The organism is Phycicoccus sp. Soil803 (genome assembly GCF_001429685.1).
Taxonomy (GTDB): Bacteria; Actinomycetota; Actinomycetes; order Actinomycetales; family Dermatophilaceae; genus Pedococcus.
In genome coordinates, this window is sequence record NZ_LMST01000001.1 from 2,845,266 (window position 1) to 2,864,565 (window position 19,300).

Sequence of the window (19,300 nt, forward strand, 5' to 3'; positions counted from 1 at the left end):
GTGGCACGGGTCGCCGGGACCGTCGGTGCGGGGTGCGAGGATGAGCCCGCCATGGCTGCCCTCGTCGCGTTCGTCACCGCACCGGACGGTCGGGGCGCCCTCGTCGCCGGGGGCGGCGAGACCTCGCTCGAGCTGGTCGGGGCGCTGGCCCCCCTCGTGGACCGCGCCCAGGAGCTGGAGGCCGCCGGCTCGACGCGCTGGGTGTGGTGGTCTGCCGCGGCCGACGCGGTGCCGCTCGTCTCGGCCGGCCTCCCGGTGGCGCGCTGCTGGGACGTGGCCGAGGCACACCGCCTCCTCGTGGGCGGCTGGGAGGCGACTCCCCAGGTGGCCTGGGCCGCGGCCCACGGGCTGGCCCGCGCCGGCCTGCCCGAGGCCACCCGCGGCGACCTCTTCGACTTCAGCGCTGCCCACCCCACCGAGCAGGCGCCGGACGCCACGGGTTCGAGCCGGGTGGTGCGGGCCGACAGCTACCTCGACCCCGACGCGGGCACCGCGAGCTGGCGCCCCGACGATGCCACCCTCCTGGCCTGGGGCCGCGCCGCGCTCGACTGCGCCCGCGCGCAGAAAGCCGCCCTCGGCGAGGTCGCACCGCGCGCCGTGGCAGCGGCCCACTCGGAGTCCGCGGCGGCATACCTCTGCCTCGAGCTGGCCCGCGACGGCCTGCCGGTCGACCGCGCGACGGCTGAGCGGATGATCGCCGAGGCGGCGGGAGTGCGTCCCGAGGACGAGGCAGACGCGCGCCGCATCCGCGCCGAGCGCGATCGCGCCGTCCTCGAGCACACGCCCGGCCGTGAGACCACCGACCTGCGAAACCCGTTGCAGGTCAAGGAGCTCCTCGCCTCCGTGGGGGTCGTCGTCCCCAACACCCGCAAGTGGGTCCTCGAGCCGTTCCGCGAGACCCACCCCGTCGTCGAGGCCCTGTTGGAGTGGCGCAAGGCCGAGCGGATCGCCACCACCTACGGCTACCCGTGGCTCGATGCCCACGTCGGACCTGACGACCGCCTTCGCGGCGGCTGGACCGCCTGTGACGGCGCGGCGGGGCGGATGACCGCCCAGAACGGCCTGCACAACCTGCCCACGGCCCTGCGACCCGCGGTGGCAGCCCACGAGGGCCACGTCTTCGTGCGCGCCGACCTCGGCCAGATCGAGCCGCGGGTGCTGGCTGCGGTCTCGGGCGACGAGGCGTTCGCGGCCGCCACCCGCGCCGACGACCTCTACGCACCGGTCGCCTCCGCCCTCGGGGTGGAGCGCCCGGTGGCCAAGATCGCGGTGCTCGCGGCGATGTACGGCCAGCGCAGCGGAGCAGCCGGCGAGGCGCTCAAGGGCCTCGAACGCACCTACCCCGTCGCGATGGGCTACCTCGACGCCGCGTATGCCGCGGGGTTGCGGCGCGAGCCGCTGCGCACCTACGGGGGCCGCCTGATCCGGCTCGACAACGTCCTGGCCGACGGGCCGGCCGAGGCCGTCGCCGCCTCCGACGCGGCGCGGGGACGGTTCGCGCGCAATGCCGTCATCCAGGGCTCGGCCGCCGAGCTCTTCAAGGCGTGGGCCGCGACGGTGCGGGCCACCACGCGAGACCTCGGCGCCCAGATCGTGCTCTGCCTCCACGACGAGCTGCTCGTGCACGTGCCGCAGGAGAACGCCGAGGAGACCCGGCGCCGGCTCGAGCAAGCCCTCACCGACAGCGCCCGCCGGTGGACCGGCTCGACCCGGGTGCGGTTCGTGGCCGACGCGTCGGTGATCCACCGCTGGTCCGAGGCCAAGGACTAGCGAGGACCCGGCCGAGGATTGTCGGCCAACAAGGCGCTGACCTGCGGCAACGCGTGGTTAGGTGGGGGCATGGATCATCAGGACGTGAAACAGGCCGCCTCCAAGGCGGCCGACCACCCGGCCCTCGAGGCCGTCGCCCGAGTGGGTTACGCCGTCAGCGGGCTGCTGCACCTGCTCATCGGGTGGATCACCCTGCAGGTCGCCTTCGGCGGCAGCGGCAAGAACGCCGACCAGAGCGGCGCGCTGGCGTCCCTCGCCGGCAACGGCGCGGGCAAGGCAGCCCTGTGGGTCGGTGTCATCGGCTTCCTCGGCCTGGCGATCTGGCAGGTCGCCGATGCCATCGTCGGGCACCCGGGTGGCGACAAGGACGCGTGGGGCGGTCGGGCCAAGGCCGTCGGCAAGGCCCTCGTCTACCTCGCCCTCGCCTGGTCGGCCTTCAACTTCGCCCGCGGCAAGTCCAGCGACAGCCGCAGCCAGAGCGTCGACTTCACCTCGAAGCTGCTCGACAAGCCCGGCGGGCGCGCCCTCGTGGTGGTCGTCGGCCTCGTCGTGATCGGGATCGGGATCTACCACGTCTACAAGGGCGCCAAGAAGAAGTTCCTCGAGGACCTCAAGGACCACCCGGGCACGTGGGCCACCCGCGCCGGCCGGGTCGGCTACATCGCCAAGGGCATCGCCCTGGTCATCGTCGGGTTCCTCTTCGTCGCCGCCGGTGTCCACAAGCAGGCCAAGGAGGCCAGTGGGCTGGACGGAGCACTGAAGTCGCTGCGCGACGAGCCGTTCGGCCCCGTGCTGCTGGTCGTGATGGCCGTGGGCTTCGCCGCCTTCGGCCTCTACAGCTTCGCCCGCGCCAAGCACGCCAAGGTCTGAGCCACCGAACGACCCGGCGGCCCCGCACGCCCGAGACCCTGACCCGCAGTGCTGCGGGTCAGGGTCTCGGGCGTTGGTGGTCGGCGCGGCGGGCGCGACGGTCAGCTGGGGTGGCCCTCGCCGGCGTCCTCGTCGGGGAGGTCACGCAGGAACTGCTCGAACTCGGCCCCGATCTCGTCGGCTGACGGCAGCTCGCTCACGTCGGTGGCGAGCAGGCTCGGCTTCTGGCGGCCCTCGCTGAAGGTGTCGTACTGGCGCTCGAGCGCCGCGATCACCTGGGACACCTCGTCGGACCCCTCGATCTCGCGGGCGATCTCGGCCCGGTTGAGGCCGGCCTGCGCGATGAGGTCGTCGATCGGGAGGTTGAGGCCGGTGGCTGCGGTGATGGCGTTGAGCGCGGTCACCGCGCCGTCGGCGAACTCGGCCTGAGCCAGGTAGTGGGGCACGTGGACGGCGAACCCGAGGGCGTCGTGACCCGACTCCCCCAGCCGCAGCTCGAGCAGGGACGAGAGGCTGGCAGGCACCTCGACGCGACCGAACGGGTTGTCCTGCAACGGAATCAGTCGCGGGTCGGTGGCGTGGGAAGTGAGCCCGATCGGCCGGGTGTGCGGGACGGCCATGGGGATGCCGTGCGCGCTGACGACGAGGTTGACCCCGAGCAGCACGACCAGCTGGCGGACCGCCTCGGTCATGCGCTCCCACTGGAAGTCCGGCTCGGGACCGGTCAGGAGCAGGTAGGGGGTTCCGTCGCGGTCGACCAGGCGGTGCAGCGCGAGGCACGGGTCGTCGTAGCTGAGCCAGCGGTTGGAGTCGAAGACCATCCCCGGTCGGCGGCTGCGGTAGTCGACCATCTGGTCGATGTCGAAGGACGCGAAGACGGTGGACTCTCCAGTGGCCAGCAGGTGGTCGGTCAGGAGTCGCTGGGTGTGGCCGGCGTCCATGAACCCGCCCAGCGCGACGAGCAGGACCGACGCCCGCAGCTCCTGCGGGTCGGTGTCGGTCTCGAAGTGGTAGAGCTCGGACGGGTTCAGCACGGCTACTCCAGCGGTCGGTTCGACGATCTGCATTTCGACGTGGGTCGCTGGGTGCGACCCGGTCCACAGTGCCAACGCTTCAGCATGACAGGGGATTCCGTCGGCCACCTCCACCACCGTCGGGAGGTCGCGGAGCAACTTCAGTGTGACGCCGGTCACACCCAGCGACTTTGCGGAATGGCCCGGACCGGCGTACGGTTCGATGAAACGAAACAGTTTCGTACCGTCCAGCGCCAGCCCCCACCCGAGGAAGCACCCGTGACCCCCACCCGCACCACCGCCGCACCGGAGACCCAGGAGTCCGCCGAGCCGGCGCGCACCCGTCCCCGCGTCGAAGGTGACCGCGAGCGGGAGATCCTCGAGGCAGCTCTCGTCACGCTGGCGGACGTCGGCTACGACCGGCTCAACTTCGACGCGGTGGCCAGTGCCGCCAAGGCGTCGAAGGCCACCCTCTACCGCCGCTGGCCCGGCAAGGTCGACCTCGTCGTCGACGCGCTGCAGCTGATGGTCGGCGTCGAGGCGGACCGTTACCCCGACACCGGCTCGCTGCGCGGTGACCTGATCGCCCAGGCCTGCGCCAAGGGCGGCATCGGGGAAGACCTGCCGCTGCAGGTCTTCGCCGCGCTGCTCGGCTCGCTGCACCGCGACCCCGAGCTGCGCGACGCCATCATGACCCGCCTGATGGCCCCCAAGCTGGCGGTCACCCTCAAGACCTTCCGCGCCGCCCAGCGGCGCGGGGAGATCGGCAAGGACGCCGATCTGGAACTGCTGGCGCGACTGCTGCCGGCGATCACCATCCACGAGGCGATGCTGACGGGTGCGCACCCGTCGCAGGAACGCCTCATCACCTTGGTGGACAGCGTCGTCCTCCCCGCCTGCGCCGCGACGTTGCAGCGCGACTGACCACGCACCACCACCCAAGCCACGCACCACCCACACCCCAAGGAACACCCATGTCTTCGACTGTTGTCGTCGAGCCTGTCTCGACCCCGGGACCCGACGCCGCACCCAGCGGCAAGGGCCGGCACCTGGGCATCGCCCTCACCGTCATCACGGCCGCCCAGCTCATGGTCGTGCTCGACGGCACCATCGTGAACATCGCGATGCCGCACATCATGGCCGACCTCGGCTTCACCCAGGAGAACCTCTCGTGGGTCGTCACGGCCTACACCCTGGCCTTCGGTGGGCTGCTGCTCCTCGGCGGCCGCCTCGGTGACCTGTTCGGTCGCCGCAGGGTCTTCATGACCGGTGTGCTCGTCTTCGCCGGCGCCTCCCTCCTCGGTGGGCTCGCGCAGACCGAGGGCATGCTGCTCGGCGCCCGCGCGCTGCAGGGCATCGGCGCCGCGCTGGCCTCCCCCACCGCCCTCGCCCTGATCACCACGACGTTCCCTGCCGGACCGGCGCGCAACCGCGCCATGGGCGTGTATGCCGCGATGTCCGGTGCCGGTGCGGCCGTGGGCCTCATCCTCGGCGGCGCGCTGACCGAGATCGACTGGCGCTGGACGATGTTCATTAACGTGCCGATCGGTCTCCTCGTCGCCTTCCTGGCCCCGCGCTTCCTCTCCGAGTCGGAGCCCGGCAAGGGCCGGATCGACGTCCCCGGAGCGATCCTGGGCACCGGTGGCCTCGTGTCCCTCGTCTACGGCCTCACCAACGCCGCCAGTGACTCCTGGACCTCGGCGACCACCCTCACCACGCTGATCGCCGGTGTCGCGATGCTCGTCGCGTTCGTGGTCGTGGAGATGCGCTCCTCGCACGCCCTCATGCCGATCCGCATCCTGGCCGACCGCACCCGCGGCACGTCCTTCGCGGTGATGCTCATCGTCGGTGCCGCGATGTTCGCGATGTTCTACTTCCTCGGCCTCTACATCCAGCAGGTGCTGGGCTACTCACCGCTGAAGTCCGGCTTCGCCTTCCTGCCGTTCTCCTTCGGCATCGTCGTCGCCGCCCAGGTCGCCTCCACCTTGATGACCCGGGTCGACCCGCGCTGGATCTCCGGTGTCGGCACCCTGCTGGCCGCGACCGGCATGTTCGGATTCGCCCAGCTCGACGTCGACAGCGCCTATGCCACGGGCCTGCTCCCGTGGATCGTCGTCCTCGCGGTCGGCATGGGCCTGACCTTCGTGCCGATGACCCTCACAGCCACCGCCGGGGTCGCCTCGGAGGACTCCGGTGTCGCCTCCGCGGTGCTCAACACCATGCAGCAGGTCGGTGGCGCACTGGGTCTGGCCACGCTGAGCACGGTGTTCGCGAACGGCGCCAAGGACCGTGGTGCCGAGCTCGGCGCCGCGCTGCAGGCCAAGGCGGCGTCGGGCGCGCTCTCCCCCGAGCAGATCCAGGCCGCCCAGCACCAGATCGCCCTCCAGGCGCAGACCTTCGGCTCCAGCCACGCCTACCTGGTGGCCGGCGTGATGATCCTCGTCGGCTCGCTGGTCACCTTCGGGTTCCTCAACGTCAAGCACGAGTCGCTGTCGTCCGAGGGCCACGAGAACGTGCACCTCGCCTGACCGTCACCGCACCGACGAGGGCCCCGACCACCACCGTGGTCGGGGCCCTCGTCCGTCTGTCTGCAGCGGTGCGCGGGTCAGCCCAGGGCGCCGATGGCAGCGCGGATCCGCTTCTCCGACACCGGGTATGCCGTGCCGAGCGCGTTCGCGAACAGGCTCACCCTCAGCTCCTCGACCATCCACCCCACGTCGCGGACCGGTGCCGAGCGCCGCTCGACGACGGGCAGGGAGTCGAGCAGGTCGGCATACGCGGTCTCGACCCGGTCGACCACCTCCTGGTTGGCCTCGTCACGCGCCAGGGCAGCCGGCGAGGAGGGCGCCTTCTCGAGCCGTTGCAGCATGGCTCGCAGGTAGCGCCGCAGGTGCGGGAGGTGGGCCAGACCGGTGTCGGCCACGAAGCCGGCGTAGACGAGGCTGTCGAGCTGGGCGCGCACGTCCGCGACGAGGGCGGAGGTGGCCGGCGCCGTCAGGCTGTCGAGCCGCAGGCGGACCTCGTTGGCTGCCGACAGCACCGGCTCGACCTCGGCGACGACGGTGAGGACCCGGGTCGCAACGTGCGTCCGGACGGCGCTGAGCACCTCCCCGAAGGCAGCGGCGTCGCGGACACCCCCACCGCCGGCAGGTCCGTCGGCCGCACGCTCGAGGACGATCGCGTCGACCGCGCAGGCCAGGGCGTCCTCCAGCAGGGCGGGCACCGAGCCATGGGGGTTGTTGCCGAGGGCCAGCTTCTGCGCGTTGCCCAGCGAGGCCAGCACCCGCTTCCACGGCGCGGTGGTGTTGAGCAACAGCAGCCTGCGCACGCCCAGGACGGTCGCGGCCTCAGCCTCCCGCTCACCGGTCAGCACCACGAGGTCGACGGCGTCGCCACGGTCCACGAGCGCTGGATAGCCCTGGACCGTGCGACCCCCGGAGGTCGACTCGAAGGTGCGCGGCAGGTCGCCGAAGTCCCACTGTCGCAGGCCCTTTCGTTCGACCGCAGCCCCTGCGCGGGACACCCGGCGCTGCACCTGACCGGCCAGCTCGTCCTGCAGGAGGGCGAGCTCCTTGCCGCTGCCGAGCACCCGGCCGGTGCCGTCCTCGACCGAGAAGGTGATGCGCAGGTGGTCGGGCACCCGGTCGGGAGCAAACTGCTCGGGCGGCACCGCGATCCCGGTGCGGGCGTGCAGCACCCGGGCGAGCTCGTCCGCCAGCCTGCGTCCACCACCGGGCTGCGCCTGGGCCAGCGCGGCGGCGGCATGGTCGGGGGCCGGCACGAAGTGCACCCGGGTCGCCTTCGGCAGCGACCGCAGCAGGGCCGTCGCCAGCTCCTCCCGCAGTCCCGGCACCTGCCAGTCGAACCCGTCGTCGGTGACCTGGTTGAGCACCTGCACGGGGATGTGGACCGTCACGCCGTCGGCCGCCGCCCCCGGCTCGAACTGGTAGGTCACCGGCAGCTCGATGCCGCCCTGCGTCCAGCTCTTCGGGTAGTCACGGGCCGAGACGCCCTCGGCGGTGTCACGGGTCAGGAGCTCCTCGGTGAAGGTGAGCAGCTGTGGCGTCTGCCTGCGCGCGTCCTTCCACCACCGGTCGAAGTGGCGCTGGGAGACCACCTCCGGCGGGACCCGCGCGTCGTAGAACGCGACGAGGTCTTCCTCGTCGACGAGGATGTCGCGCCGGCGGGCCCGCTCCTCGAGCTCCGAGAGTCGTTGCAGGAGAGCCTGGTTCCCCTTGAAGAACTCGTGGTGGGTGTCCCAGTCACCCTCGACGAGCGCGTGCCGGATGAACAGGTCGCGCGACTCCTCGGGGTTGATCCGGGCGTACTGCACGGTGCGCGCGGCCACCAGCGGCACGCCGTAGAGGGTGACTCGCTCGGTGGCGACGACGGCTCCCTGCTTCCGGGACCAGCGCGGCTCGGAGTAGGTGCGCTTCACGAGGTGGGTGGCCAGCCGCTCGGCCCAGACCGGGTCGATCCGCGCGTTGCTGCGGGCCCACAGCCGGGTCGTCTCGACGAGCTCGGCCGACATCACCCAGGTCGGCTGGCGGCGGAACAGGGTCGACCCCGGCGAGATGCCGAACCGCGCGCCCCGCGCGCCGAGGTAGTCGCGTTTCGCCTCGTCGCGAAGCCCGATGTGGGACAGCAGCCCCGCGAGCAGGGCCTGGTGGACGAGGTCGGCGTTCGGCGGCTCCCCCGGGGCGGACGTCGCCGACCTGGGGTCGATGTCGAGGTCCTGACAGGCCTTGCGCAGCTGGCTGTGCAGGTCCTGCCACTCACGGACCCGCAGGTAGTGGAGGAACTCGGTGCGGCACATCCTGCGGAAGGCGCTGTGCGACAACGCCTTCTGCTGTTCCTTGAGGTAGGCCCAGAGGTTCAGCAGCGACACGAAGTCGGAGTGCTCGTCACGGAACCGCGCGTGCGACTGGTCGGCCTGCGTCTGCTTGTCCGCGGGCCGCTCCCGGGGATCCTGCATCGACAGGGCGGCGACGATGATGAGCACCTCGCGGGCGCAGCCGAGCTTTCCCGCCTCGATCAGCATGCGTCCCAGCCGCGGGTCCACCGGCAGCCGGGCCAGCGCCCGTCCGTATGCCGTCAGCTGACGTCCCTCACGGCGCCCACCGCGCGAGCGTGGCCGAGGTCCAGTCTCGTCGGACGCCGCTTCCGGCGACTCCGAGCCCGATGCGTCCGACATGGCGAAGGCGCCCAGCTCCTCGAGCAGGCGCACCCCATCGGCCACCTGACGGGCGTCGGGCGCGTCGACGAACGGGAACCGGCCGACGTCGCCCAGGCCCAGGGAGGTCATCTGGAGGATCACCGACGCCAGGCTGGTGCGCTGGATCTCGGGCTCGGTGAACTCCGGGCGCGCAAGGTAGTCGTCCTCGGAGTAGAGCCGGATGCAGATGCCGTCGGCGAGCCGGCCACAGCGCCCGGCGCGCTGGTTGGCGCTGGCCTGCGAGACCGCCTCGATCGGCAGACGCTGCACCTTGGTGCGTTGGGAGTAGCGGGAGATGCGCGCGGTGCCGGCGTCCACGACATACCGGATGCCCGGGACTGTCAACGACGTCTCGGCGACGTTGGTGGCCAACACGATCCGGCGTCCGGTCGCCCGTCCGAAGACCCTGTGCTGCTCCGCGGCGGAGAGTCGCGCGTAGAGCGGGAGCACCTCGGTCTGGGGCAGCTTCATCGACTCCAGCGCGTCGGCGGTGTCACGGATCTCGCGCTCCCCCGACAGGAACACGAGGATGTCGTGGCCGGTGCCATCGGCGGCGCGTTCGGTCCAGAGCTCCTCGACCGCCTCGCAGACAGCCGTGACCTGGTCCCGCTCGTCCGCCTCCGGTTTCTCCGGGTCGACGAGCGGGCGGTAGCGGACCTCGACGGGGTAGGTGCGCCCCGACACCTCGATGATCGGCGCCGGCTCCCCCGTCACGACATCCCCGAAGTGCTCCGCGAAGCGCTGCGGGTCGATCGTGGCCGAGGTGATGACGACCTTGAGGTCGGGGCGCTGCGGGAGGAGCTGCTTGAGGTAGCCGAGGATGAAGTCGATGTTGAGCGACCGCTCGTGCGCCTCGTCGATGATGATCGTGTCGTACTTGCGCAGCAGCCGGTCGCGCTGGAGCTCGTTGAGCAGGATGCCGTCGGTCATCACCTTGACGAGGGTGTTGTCGCTGCTCTGGTCGGTGAAGCGCACCTGGTAGCCGATCGCGCCCCCGAGCTCGACCTCGAGCTCCTCGGCGATCCGCTCGGCCACCGAGCGGGCCGCGATGCGCCGCGGCTGGGTGTGCCCGACCAGCCCGGCCCGCCCACGCCCCACCTCGAGGCAGATCTTGGGCAGCTGGGTCGTCTTCCCCGAACCCGTCTCCCCCGCGACGATGACGACCTGGTGGTCCCGGATCGCGGCCGCGATGTCGTCCTTGCGTGCGACGACCGGCAGGTCCGGCGGGTACTTCAGCTCGGGGACCGGGAGGTCCTGCCGGCGAGACGAAAGCCCTTGTCCTTGTCCTCCCGGCCGCTTGCGGCGACCCCGGTTCCGGGCAGCACGGGGCTGCGGAGAGTCGGCGGAGGACATGGGCGCAGCATACGTTCGGCGGGTCCGCCCTCGCGGACGAGGCGGGAACGACCCCTCCTCCTCTAAGGTGACCTGACGATGAACACCCGGTGAACATCTCTCCGCACCCCAAGACGAGGTTTCCTGCTGTGACTTCCCCTGACCTGACGCCCGAGGCCGCCACCGGCGACCGCAGCGGGTACTGGAACGACTACTACGCTTCCAGCGCCGCGACGCAGCGTCCGCTCCCCTCCCAGTTCGCGGCCTTCGTCGCTGGCGAGCTCAAGGGCCCAACCCGCGTCATCGAGCTCGGCTGCGGCAACGGCCGGGACTCCATCTTCTTCGCGTCCTACGGTCACGACGTGACCGGTGTCGACGGCTCGGAGTCGGCGGTCGCCGCCGCCAGCGCGACGGCCAAGGCGCACGGCGTGCAGGCCAGCTTCCTGGTCTCGTCGATCGACGACCCCGCGCTGCCCGAGCGGCTCGGCGCCGCCTCCGGGCCCCTGACGATCTACGCCCGGTTCTTCGTGCACGCCATCACCGACCGCGAGGAGCAGGACTTCCTCACCCTGGCCGCCGGGCTCACCTCGCCCGGCGACCTGCTGGCCGTCGAGTACCGCACGGTGCGCGACCAGACCGGAGCCAAGGTGACCGGTGCGCACTACCGCCGGTTCGTCGCCCCGGCGACCTTCCAGGCCCGCGCGCTGAGCAACGGCTTCGAGGTCACCTACGCCACCGAGGGGTTCGGCTTCGCCAAGTACCGCCAGGACGACGCGTACTGCGCCCGCGAGCTCTTCACCCGGGTCTGAGCCGATGACCGCCGGTGCCCAGCCCCTGGCCGACCTGGAGGACATCATCCGGGCGGGCCGCGCCCTGTTCCCGGACCTCGACGTCATCGGCCCGGACGGGCTGCTCGACCTGCAGCTCGCCCATGACGGCATCCGTCGGCTGCGGGTCGAGGGTGCCCACGAGCAGTTCCTGCACCTGCAGTCGCTGGGCGTCGACACCACCAAGGGCTCGGTCGGGCGACGGGACGCCAAGGTGACCACGAGCAGCTGGCACAAGAACTTCGGCGACGCCTTCAACTCGGTGCGACTGCTCGACGTCGAGCACCCGTCCGGCACCGCCCTGCACACCGGCGCCGACAGCCCGGGGTGGGTGGAGCTGTCCTTCAAGAAGCCGGTCGACCTGCGGCGGGTGCGCCTGCGCAACGTCTCCGGGTCCACCGCACGGCGGCTCCGGGGGGTCCGGGTGCTCGTCGAGGGACCGGACGGGTGGGTCGTCGTCTACGACCACCTCGCCCGGGTGGACCAGCTGCGCCAGACCCTCGCCGCGCCCGCCAGCAACGGCGCGTCGCCCGAGCTCAGCGCCCTGCTGCCGATCCTCGGCGACACGTTCGGCGGCTTCTACGAGGAGGCCCGCAAGGCCCTCGACGCCCTCACCGACGTGCCCGACCAGCAGCGCTCGGCCTTCCGCACCGTGGTCACGCACGCCCTCCTCGCCGACCGGGCGATGGAGTGGACCGTGCATGGCCCGCAGCGGTGCTTCCGGTTCTGGACCGAGCAGGAGAAGGTCCGCTACATCGGGTCGGCCGTCGAGATCACCGACGCGCTGGCCAGCCTCACCCCGCACGTCTGCTTCGGGTTCGGGGCGGCGCTCTCCGTCGTCCGCGACGGCGCGCTGATCCCCCACGACGACGACCTCGACATCATCATCGCCTTCGACCCCCACGAGGCCAGCACCCTGGCCGAGGGCCTCGCCCTGGTCGAGCAGCACCTGCGGCCGCTCGGGTTCACCGTGACCGGCAACTTCTCGGCGCACCGCCACGTGCGCAAGCCGGGCGCGAAGCACGTCGACGTCTTCGTCGGGCTCTTCGAGGGCGACGTCGTGTCCTGGTACCCGGGCGCCCGCGGGGCGCTCACCAGGGACATGATGTTCCCGGCCTCGAGCGCTCCCCTGATGGGCGTCACCTGCCCGTTGCCCCGCAACCCGCTCGTCTACCTCGAGCGGCTCTATGGCGCCGGGTGGCGGCACCCCGACCCCAACTTCCGGCACACCTGGGACCGGTCGGCCTACGCCGACCTGGCCGGTGGCCGCAAACCCGCCACCACCGGCAGCTGACGACCGAGCCACGACCGTGCCCGCCACCCCTCGGGGTGGCGGGCACCGTCATGGCAGCGGCTGAGTCGCCGACCTCAGGCGCCCTTGGCGGCGATGAAGCCCTGCTCGAGGTCGGCGATGATGTCGTCGATGTGCTCGATCCCGACGGCCAGGCGCACCAGCCCGGGCGTGACGCCGGCCTTGAGCCGGTCGCCGTCCGGACCCTGCGAGTGGGTGGTCGACGCCGGGTGGATCGCGAGCGACCGCACGTCACCGATGTTGGCGACGTGGCTGTGCAGGACGAGCGACTCGACGAACCGGCGACCCGCCTCGACCCCGCCGGCGATCTCGAACGCGAGCACGGCACCGGCGCCACGCGGCGTGTACTTCTGCGCCTTGGCATAGGACTCGTGGTCGGGCAGCGAGGCCCAGACGACCTGCTCCACCTGCTCGTGTCCCTGGAGGAAGGCCGCCACCTTGTGGGTGTTCTCGAGGTGCCGCTCGAGGCGCAGGCTCAACGTCTCGATGCCCTGGGCGATGAGGAAGGCGTTGAACGGCGAGATCGCCGGACCGAGGTCGCGCAGCAGCTGCACCCGGGCCTTGAGGATGAAGGCCAGGTTGGCGCCCAACGGGCTGCCGACGCCGAGGTCCCGCGCGAAGACCAGCCCGTGGTAGCTCTCCTCCGGCGTGTTGTAGTTGGGGAACTTCTCCGGGTCGGCGCCGAAGTCGAAGGTGCCGCCGTCGACGATCACCCCGGCGATCGAGGTGCCGTGCCCGCCGAGGTACTTGGTGGCGGAGTGCAGGACGATGTCGGCACCCCACTCCAGCGGCCGGATGAGGAACGGCGTGGCGATCGTGTTGTCCACGACGAGGGGGACGCCGGCCTCGTGGGCCGCGGCCGCCACGGCCTCGATGTCCAGGACCTCCGACTTGGGGTTGGAGATGGTCTCGCCGAAGAACAGCTTGGTGTTGGGCTGGACCGCCGCCTTCCACGAGGCGATGTCGTTGGGGTCCTCGACGAAGGTCACCGCGATCCCGAACTTCGGCAGTGTGTGCTTCAGCAGGTTGAAGGTGCCGCCGTAGAGGCTGGGGCTCGCGACGACGTGGTCGCCGGCCTCCGCGATGTTGAGGATCGCGAGCGTCTCGGCGGCCTGGCCCGAGGCGACCAGGAGCGCGCCGACACCACCCTCGAGCGAGGCGACGCGCTGTTCGACCGCGTCCTGCGTGGGGTTCATGATGCGGGTGTAGATGTTGCCGAACTCCTTGAGCGCGAACAGGTTCGCCGCGTGCTCGGTGTCCTTGAAGACGTACGACGTGGTCTGGTAGATCGGCAGGGCGCGGGCGCCCGTGGCGGCGTCCGGCTCCTGTCCGACGTGGACCTGGCGGGTCTCGAACGACCAGTTGGTGGAGCTCATCTGAAGTTCCTTCACTCTCGTGTGCCGCGCTGCGACGTCGGGGCCCGTATGCCGGTGGGTCCCGATCGAGACTGGCTGACCGAGCTGCTGGTGCCACCTCCGCTGAGGGTGCACCGGCGACACCGCCGGAGACGGTGCGGGACACGTGGTGGGTCTCCCGCGCTTGCGGCCGGCAACCGGTGCCGTCCGCCAGGTCTTCACCCGGGGCACCCCACCGCGGAGGAGGGTTGCCGGCCAGCGAGCCGGGGCTTGTCGCTGACACTCATGACCTACTCGGGAGCGTACGCCGCGGCGGTGAGCGCCCGGCATACCCATCTCTCATCGCGGACGATGTGGATCCGACGCACCCGGAACGCCGGAGCGCTCCTCACGGAGCCGCTTCGCCTCGTCCTCCTCCTCGCCCTGGAGATGGTCGCGCAGCGCTTCCGCCCCGCCCACGCCTCCCGACGCCGCCTCAGCGCTCCACCCACCCAGCAGCATGGTGCGCGAGCGCGCGGGGTCGCGGGTCGCGAGCGCGAGGTCGTCGAGCCACCGGACCCGCACCGCGTGCTGGGCGCGTCCTGCCACCTGCTCGGCGAGCCAGTGGGCGGCCGCGGTGGGCGAGCTCGCCGTGGAGAGGGTGCGGGTCGGCCGGAACGGGCGCAGCGGGCGCTTGCCTCCGGTGCGGCCCACCTGGCGGAGCTCTGCGACCGCCGCGAGCCTCAGCCGCTCACTGGTGGTGTGACGCAGCAGGCGGCGCTCGGTGCGGGTGGCCGCCGCCCGGGCCGCGGGGTTGGTCGCGAGCGCACCCCGCTTGAGCACCGCCGACGCCCGACCGGTGGCCATCGCCGTCGCCGACAGGCCGATCGACGTCCAGTCGCCGTCGCCGTAGGCCACCTTCACCGCCGTGTCGGTGAGCGCCCTCGTCGCCCCGGCGGCCCCGGCAACCACCCCGACGGCTTTGGTGGCCGGCGTGGGCACCAGCGCGATCGACCCCGCCATGCCCTCGACCCCGCCGGCGGCTCGGCTCAGCCCGGTCAGGGCGTCGTAGACGCGTGAGTCGGCGAGCCCGTCCTCGACGAGCTGGCGGAGCACCGCGGCACAGCGGCGGTCGGCCTCGTCGAACTGGCGCCAGGCCTCGGCGTGCCGGCGCTCGGCGTCCTGCGCCCGCTCGAGCTCGGCGACCTCCCGGCAGTGCAGCGCCCCGGCGGTCGCGCGCTGCGCGGGGTCGGCGGACTGCTCGGCCTCGACGCGGGCGGTGCCGAGGGCCACCGCCCGCGGATGGGCGATGGTGTGCTCGGCCACGGCCGCACCGACCACCTGCTGGGCGTGCTCGAGGGCGGCAGCCAGCGGACGCAGGGCCGCTGCGGACACGCCGTGCCGGCGACCCACCGAGACCAGCAGGGCGGCGGCGGCGTGCGAGCGCGTGGCGAAGGCCTCCCCCGCCGGACTGTCCCAGCTCACGTCGGGACCGGCCAGCCCGCGCAGGATCTCGGCGCGGGTGAGGAGCAGCTCACTCTGACCCTGGAGTCGGTCGGCCAGCGCCCGCACGGTCGCGGGGTCGCCGTCCAGCGCCCGCAGGACCATCACTGCTCAGCTGCCGGGTCGAGCCACCCGCCGACCTCGAGCTCCACCTCGGCGTAGAGCCGTCCGGCGTCGGTGACGCAACCCGCCAGGTCGTCGAGCTCGCGGCCGAGCACCTGGCGCTGGTGCTCGAAGTCCCCGAGCACCGCCGCCAGGGCCCCGGCGCTGTCGCCCGGACCGAGCCCCCACGCCTGCTCGGCGGCGCTGGTCGCCTGCCACTGCAGGTCTGCGCCGACCTCGGTGAGGGAGCGGCCGAGGTCGGCGAGGATCTCGGGGTCCACCTCGATGCTGGTCATCCACCGAGGGTAGGCAGGTGCCCAGCGCGGCCCGTCGAGTTGTCCACAGGCCACCGAGCCTGTGGCGAGGGGTGCTCGCGCGGGCGTCAGGGACGCATGTTGTGATGGGCCCATGACCATCTCCGGCGACTACGCAGCCAGCCCCACGAAGTGGGTCCGCACCCAGGTCGAGAAGATCGAGCAGGCGGGCACCACCCGCGCCGTCGACATCCAGGGGCGCCCGGTGGTGCTGCTCACGATGCTCGGTGTCTCGGGCAAGGTCCGCAAGGTGCCGCTCATGCGGGTCGAGCACGACGGGGTGTATGCCGCCGTGGCCAGCAAGGGCGGCGCGCCCGAGCACCCGAAGTGGTACCGCAACATCCGCAAGAACCCGGTGCTCGACCTCCAGGACGACGAGCGCACCTGGACCGTCCGCGCCCGGGAGCTCGAGGGTGCCGAGCGTGACGAGTGGTGGCCGCGCTGTGTCGAGGCGTTCCCGCCCTACGCCGACTACCAGGTCAAGACCGACCGGCTCATCCCGGTGTTCGTGCTCGAGCCCGTCGAGGCGTAGTCAGGCGGCTGGGGCCGCAGTGCGGCGCAGCCAGAGCAGGCCGAGCACCGGCAGCACGAGCGGCACGAAGCCGTAGCCCGAGCCGAAGTGCGACCACACGGTCTTGTCGGGGAAGGCGTCCCTCGCGAGGTACGACGCCAGCCCGACCACCAGGACGCCGGCCAGCTCGATGCTGATCGCGACCAGGGCGACCGTGCGTGACGTGCGGTCCCCGCGGGCGAGCGCCACGGTCGCCACGACGTAGATGACCGCGGCGAGTGCTGACAGGAGGTAGGCCAGCGGCGCCCGGGAGAAGTACTCGCTGATCTGGAGCACCGACCGGCCAGTGGCGGCCAGCGCCAGGAGGCCGTAGACGGCGACCAGCACCACCCCGGGTCCGGAGCGCGTGGAGCGTGGCGTCCGGAGCTCGCCCTGGCGCTCGTGCTGGCGCTCGGGCTGGCGCTCGGGCTGGGGCTCAGCCACCGAGGTTCCAGATCTGCTGGAGCCGCGCGGTCATCACGGCGACCGCGAACGCCCCCACCGCGACGACCCCCATGGCCCAGCGGGTCTTCTCCTTGAGGGCGAGGAAGACCGCCGCCGGCGGGACGAACGGCAACGTGATCGCGTAGGCCGCGAACGTCGCCTGCTCCGCGCTGTCGCCGGGGACGCTCCCCAGGTGTGCGAGGGCGACCACGAGCTGGACGACGAGCCCGAGCTCGACCACCGCGGCCACGAGCAGGAGGCGGTCGTCGACGAGACGCCGGCGCGCGGCATACCCCGCGGCGACGGCCAGGAGCACGACGGACGCCACGAGCAGCGCGACGGTCAGCGGGTAGAGCACGGCGGGAAGCCTACGCGAGGGTGGTGGGGCGGCCACGCCGGCACCCGTCGCCGGAGTCCGCCGGTCAGGCCGAGCTGGTCGAGCTGGCCGCCGGGGCCAGCAGCAGGTAGGCCTGCGCGCTCAGGAGCACCACGATCGCCACCCACTTGCCCGGTGGCAGCTCGATGCCGTAGCGGACCCGGTCGATGACGACGAGCCCGACCTGCAGCATGACGATCCACCCCATGGTGACCAGGGCCAGCTCGGCGTACTGCAGCGACGAGGCGTACACCCAGAACAGCACCCCGAACGCGACCAGCCCCAGGAGCATCGGCACCGGCGACCGGTGTTCGGCCCATTCCTTGGCGGCGAACGCGCCGACCAGGTCCAGCGCGGCCAGGGCCACCATCGCGACAGTGGCCACCACCGCCCCCGGCCAGCCCTCGGGCGCCCTCAGCATCGGCACCAGGTCGAAACTGCTCATGGCGCTACCCCACGCATCCCCCCGCACCCCCGGACGACCCGTGCAGCCGTCCTGGTCCCAGTGTGGGACGCGCGGCCGGGCCGGCGCATCAGTGGTTCTGACTACGTGATTCTCCACCGCGGACAGCACCGCACCCGGGTCGTCCCTCGCCTGGCTGGGCCCTGGGGGTTGAGGTGCGCGATCGCTATCCGCCGCTCGGGGCGCCCTTGCCGCTCGCGTTGCCGGCACCGCTGCCCGGGGCCGGGCTGGTGCCCGACTTGTTGCCCTTGGTGGTCGGCGCCTCCTGGGTCGACGCCGCCTCGGACGTGGGCTTCCCGTTCGTCGACGTCGCGGGCTTCGCGGGCGTCCCCTGGGGCGTGCGGGTGCTGTCGGACGCGCTTCTCGTGGTGGTCCTGCCGGTGGGCTTCCCGGTGCCCCTGTCGGTGGGCTTGCTGGTGCCCTTGTCGGTGGGCTTGCCCGAGCCACCGACGGAGGCCGTCGGGGCACCGTGCGGGGGGGTCGCGGCGAGCGCAGTCGCGCAGTAGGCCTCGACGTTCGCCGAGCCGCCCGCTGCCGAAGCGAGGTTCCGGAACGCGACCGAGCGTTCGCGAGCGGTGCCCTTGGCCTTGTCCGTGGACCAGGCGCGACAGAGCCCCGCGGCCGCGGCGCTCGTCGCGGAGGGGCCGACCCCGGCGGTGGGCGAGGTCACCGGCTGGCGACGAGTGGACGACGAACCCCCGTCGCGCACCCCGGGAGCGGGCGCGCCGACGGCGTCGTGCATGGCTTGCTGCACCGGGGTCGGGAGCACGCCGACGTAGGCCGCGGCGCTGAACCCACCAATGGATGCGAGGGACAACGACAACGCGGCCACGGTCAGCGCGGCCGTGCGCGACCGGCCCGCGACAGCGGCGCCGCGTGCACCGGATCGGCTTCGGAGGTCGACGACGCGGGTTCGGGTGTCGGCGGTGCTGGGCGCCCACCGACCCACGGCGACGCTGGCGTTGGTGCGGCGGGATGCGCTGGACGACGACGTGCGCAGCGGGTCGATGAGCACGAGGCCGGACGACGTCTGGCGGGTGGCGGCGCGGCGCTTGGCCGTGCCGATGGCGACGACCTTGACCTGGTCCGCCCGAGCCCGGGAGAGCACTTTGTGGAACGCGCCGACGGCGACGCTCTCGTCGGCCAGCTCGGCGCGGGACGGCGGAGCAGTCAGCGACCAGGAGACCAGCTCGGCCTCGGCGCCCAGTCGCTCGAGCGCCCTCGCCTCGGCCCGCTCGACGTTCTCCTCGTCGACGCCGACGACGCTCGCCACAGCGCCAGGTGGGAGCTCGGCACCGAGCCGCAGCACCACGACCTCGCCCTGTCCCAGCGGCAGCTCGCGCAGGGCGGTGAGGGTGTCGGAGATCCCCCGATGGGTGGGGTCCACGGCGTCCTCGGGTTCGAGGACCTCTTCGAGGTCGATGTCGCCGTCCCCCTCCACCTGGAAGCCTTCGTAGCCGGTCGCCGAGCCCCACGTGCGACGCAGGGTGCCCTCCTCGGCACGCTGGCGCGCACAGGCCAGCACCCAGATGCGCCAGTCGGTCTCGTCACCGGTGAAACCCGGTAGCCCTCGGACGACGGTGACCCAGCCCTCGCAGGCCTCGTCGTAGGGGTCGTCGTGCCCGACCACCCTCAGGTAGCGGACCATCGCCGGGTTGGCATCACGCCACAGCCGGACGAAGGCAGCTTCCTCGCCGGCTTGAGCGGCGCGCATGGTGCGCGCGAAGTCGGTACCCAGCACCCTTCAAGTATCGAGGCGAAGGGCTCTCCATCCCCTCATACTTTCGGCCCGAGTCGAAACTCCATCATTGGGTCGAATTCGTGCTCAACGACCAGCCGCGCGGCCGACCCGGTGGGTCGGTCGCGCGGCTGGGT

16 protein-coding genes and 1 riboswitch are annotated in these 19,300 nt (G+C 72.2%); of the genes, 7 read left to right on the plus strand and 9 right to left on the minus strand.

Going from position 1 to position 19,300, the window contains the following annotated elements; all coding sequences use genetic code 11:
• Positions 1 to 51 precede the first annotated feature (51 nt).
• The gene (locus ASG95_RS13065; RefSeq protein ID WP_057378907.1) at positions 52 to 1,770 is read left to right on the plus strand and encodes a DNA polymerase; all 1,719 of its coding nucleotides are present in this window, start codon (positions 52 to 54) and stop codon (positions 1,768 to 1,770) included.
• 69 nt (positions 1,771 to 1,839) lie between these two features.
• Positions 1,840 to 2,640 carry a DUF1206 domain-containing protein gene (locus tag ASG95_RS13070; protein ID WP_056920661.1) on the plus strand — a complete coding sequence of 267 codons (801 nt, stop codon included), beginning with the start codon at positions 1,840 to 1,842 and terminating at the stop codon, positions 2,638 to 2,640.
• Between the two features lie 101 nt (positions 2,641 to 2,741).
• On the opposite strand, the gene ASG95_RS13075 is transcribed toward ASG95_RS13070, so the two are convergent.
• A complete protein-coding gene (locus tag ASG95_RS13075; protein WP_235543858.1) occupies positions 2,742 to 3,707 on the minus strand; it encodes a PAC2 family protein in 966 nt (321 codons plus the stop codon).
• Between the two features lie 225 nt (positions 3,708 to 3,932).
• On the opposite strand from ASG95_RS13075, the gene ASG95_RS13080 reads away from it, so the two are divergent.
• Both ASG95_RS13080 and ASG95_RS13085 read left to right on the plus strand, forming a co-directional pair.
• Positions 3,933 to 4,577, plus strand: a complete 645-nt coding sequence (locus ASG95_RS13080; RefSeq protein WP_056920660.1) for a TetR-like C-terminal domain-containing protein — start codon at positions 3,933 to 3,935, stop codon at positions 4,575 to 4,577.
• 50 nt (positions 4,578 to 4,627) lie between these two features.
• Entirely contained in the window at positions 4,628 to 6,181 is a 1,554-nt protein-coding gene (locus tag ASG95_RS13085) for an MFS transporter (protein ID WP_056920659.1), read from the plus strand.
• Positions 6,182 to 6,258: 77 nt separating this feature from the next.
• Here the strand turns inward: ASG95_RS13085 and hrpA are convergent, their stop codons facing one another.
• Positions 6,259 to 10,221, minus strand: a complete 3,963-nt coding sequence (hrpA, locus tag ASG95_RS13090; RefSeq protein WP_082592604.1) for an ATP-dependent RNA helicase HrpA — start codon at positions 10,219 to 10,221, stop codon at positions 6,259 to 6,261.
• Positions 10,222 to 10,349: 128 nt separating this feature from the next.
• Here hrpA and ASG95_RS13095 point away from each other — a divergent pair, with 128 nt between their 5' ends.
• Together ASG95_RS13095 and ASG95_RS13100 are read left to right on the plus strand one after the other, a co-directional pair.
• Positions 10,350 to 11,009, plus strand: coding sequence for a bifunctional 2-polyprenyl-6-hydroxyphenol methylase/3-demethylubiquinol 3-O-methyltransferase UbiG (locus ASG95_RS13095; RefSeq protein ID WP_056920658.1), 660 nt, complete (start codon positions 10,350 to 10,352; stop codon positions 11,007 to 11,009).
• Positions 11,010 to 11,013: 4 nt separating this feature from the next.
• Entirely contained in the window at positions 11,014 to 12,321 is a 1,308-nt protein-coding gene (locus tag ASG95_RS13100) for a hypothetical protein (protein ID WP_056920657.1), read from the plus strand.
• Between the two features lie 74 nt (positions 12,322 to 12,395).
• Here ASG95_RS13100 and ASG95_RS13105 read toward each other — a convergent pair whose 3' ends face one another.
• The 3 genes from ASG95_RS13105 to ASG95_RS13115 form a co-directional block, all read right to left on the minus strand.
• Complete coding sequence (locus tag ASG95_RS13105; RefSeq protein ID WP_057377742.1) at positions 12,396 to 13,715, minus strand: bifunctional o-acetylhomoserine/o-acetylserine sulfhydrylase; 1,320 nt, start codon at positions 13,713 to 13,715, stop codon at positions 12,396 to 12,398.
• Between the two features lie 154 nt (positions 13,716 to 13,869).
• A riboswitch (SAM riboswitch) is annotated at positions 13,870 to 13,985 on the minus strand.
• A 48-nt stretch (positions 13,986 to 14,033) separates the two neighbouring features.
• Positions 14,034 to 15,281 (minus strand): hypothetical protein, encoded by a 1,248-nt coding sequence (locus ASG95_RS13110; RefSeq protein WP_057377743.1) that lies wholly within the window; start codon positions 15,279 to 15,281, stop codon positions 14,034 to 14,036.
• Positions 15,281 to 15,574, minus strand: a complete 294-nt coding sequence (locus ASG95_RS13115) for a hypothetical protein (protein ID WP_057377744.1) — start codon at positions 15,572 to 15,574, stop codon at positions 15,281 to 15,283. Before ASG95_RS13115 ends, ASG95_RS13110 begins: the two co-directional genes overlap by 1 nt.
• A gap of 112 nt (positions 15,575 to 15,686) precedes the next feature.
• Between ASG95_RS13115 and ASG95_RS13120 the strand changes: the two genes are divergently transcribed.
• Positions 15,687 to 16,124 carry a nitroreductase family deazaflavin-dependent oxidoreductase gene (locus ASG95_RS13120; RefSeq protein WP_057377745.1) on the plus strand — a complete coding sequence of 146 codons (438 nt, stop codon included), beginning with the start codon at positions 15,687 to 15,689 and terminating at the stop codon, positions 16,122 to 16,124.
• On the opposite strand, the gene ASG95_RS13125 is transcribed toward ASG95_RS13120, so the two are convergent.
• The 4 genes from ASG95_RS13125 to ASG95_RS13140 all read right to left on the minus strand — a co-directional run bounded on the left by ASG95_RS13125 (position 16,125) and on the right by ASG95_RS13140 (position 19,166).
• Positions 16,125 to 16,493: a hypothetical protein gene (locus ASG95_RS13125; protein ID WP_057378910.1), complete on the minus strand. Its 369-nt coding sequence runs from the start codon at positions 16,491 to 16,493 to the stop codon at positions 16,125 to 16,127.
• 85 nt (positions 16,494 to 16,578) lie between these two features.
• Positions 16,579 to 16,944, minus strand: coding sequence for a hypothetical protein (locus ASG95_RS13130; protein WP_057377746.1), 366 nt, complete (start codon positions 16,942 to 16,944; stop codon positions 16,579 to 16,581).
• Between the two features lie 64 nt (positions 16,945 to 17,008).
• The gene (locus ASG95_RS13135) at positions 17,009 to 17,407 is read right to left on the minus strand and encodes a hypothetical protein (protein ID WP_057377747.1); all 399 of its coding nucleotides are present in this window, start codon (positions 17,405 to 17,407) and stop codon (positions 17,009 to 17,011) included.
• 184 nt (positions 17,408 to 17,591) lie between these two features.
• Positions 17,592 to 19,166 carry a hypothetical protein gene (locus ASG95_RS13140; protein ID WP_057377748.1) on the minus strand — a complete coding sequence of 525 codons (1,575 nt, stop codon included), beginning with the start codon at positions 19,164 to 19,166 and terminating at the stop codon, positions 17,592 to 17,594.
• Between the last annotated feature and the right edge of the window lie 134 nt (positions 19,167 to 19,300).

Coding starts and splice junctions, on each gene's coding strand:
- ASG95_RS13065 (WP_057378907.1), top strand. CDS start 52: ATGGCTGCCCTCGTCGCGTTCGTCACCGCACCGGACGGTCGGGGCGCC.
- ASG95_RS13070 (WP_056920661.1), top strand. CDS start 1,840: ATGGATCATCAGGACGTGAAACAGGCCGCCTCCAAGGCGGCCGACCAC.
- ASG95_RS13075 (WP_235543858.1), bottom strand. CDS start 3,707: ATGCAGATCGTCGAACCGACCGCTGGAGTAGCCGTGCTGAACCCGTCC.
- ASG95_RS13085 (WP_056920659.1), top strand. CDS start 4,628: ATGTCTTCGACTGTTGTCGTCGAGCCTGTCTCGACCCCGGGACCCGAC.
- hrpA (WP_082592604.1), bottom strand. CDS start 10,221: ATGTCCTCCGCCGACTCTCCGCAGCCCCGTGCTGCCCGGAACCGGGGT.
- ASG95_RS13100 (WP_056920657.1), top strand. CDS start 11,014: ATGACCGCCGGTGCCCAGCCCCTGGCCGACCTGGAGGACATCATCCGG.
- ASG95_RS13105 (WP_057377742.1), bottom strand. CDS start 13,715: ATGAGCTCCACCAACTGGTCGTTCGAGACCCGCCAGGTCCACGTCGGA.
- ASG95_RS13110 (WP_057377743.1), bottom strand. CDS start 15,281: ATGGTCCTGCGGGCGCTGGACGGCGACCCCGCGACCGTGCGGGCGCTG.
- ASG95_RS13115 (WP_057377744.1), bottom strand. CDS start 15,574: ATGACCAGCATCGAGGTGGACCCCGAGATCCTCGCCGACCTCGGCCGC.
- ASG95_RS13120 (WP_057377745.1), top strand. CDS start 15,687: ATGACCATCTCCGGCGACTACGCAGCCAGCCCCACGAAGTGGGTCCGC.
- ASG95_RS13135 (WP_057377747.1), bottom strand. CDS start 17,407: ATGAGCAGTTTCGACCTGGTGCCGATGCTGAGGGCGCCCGAGGGCTGG.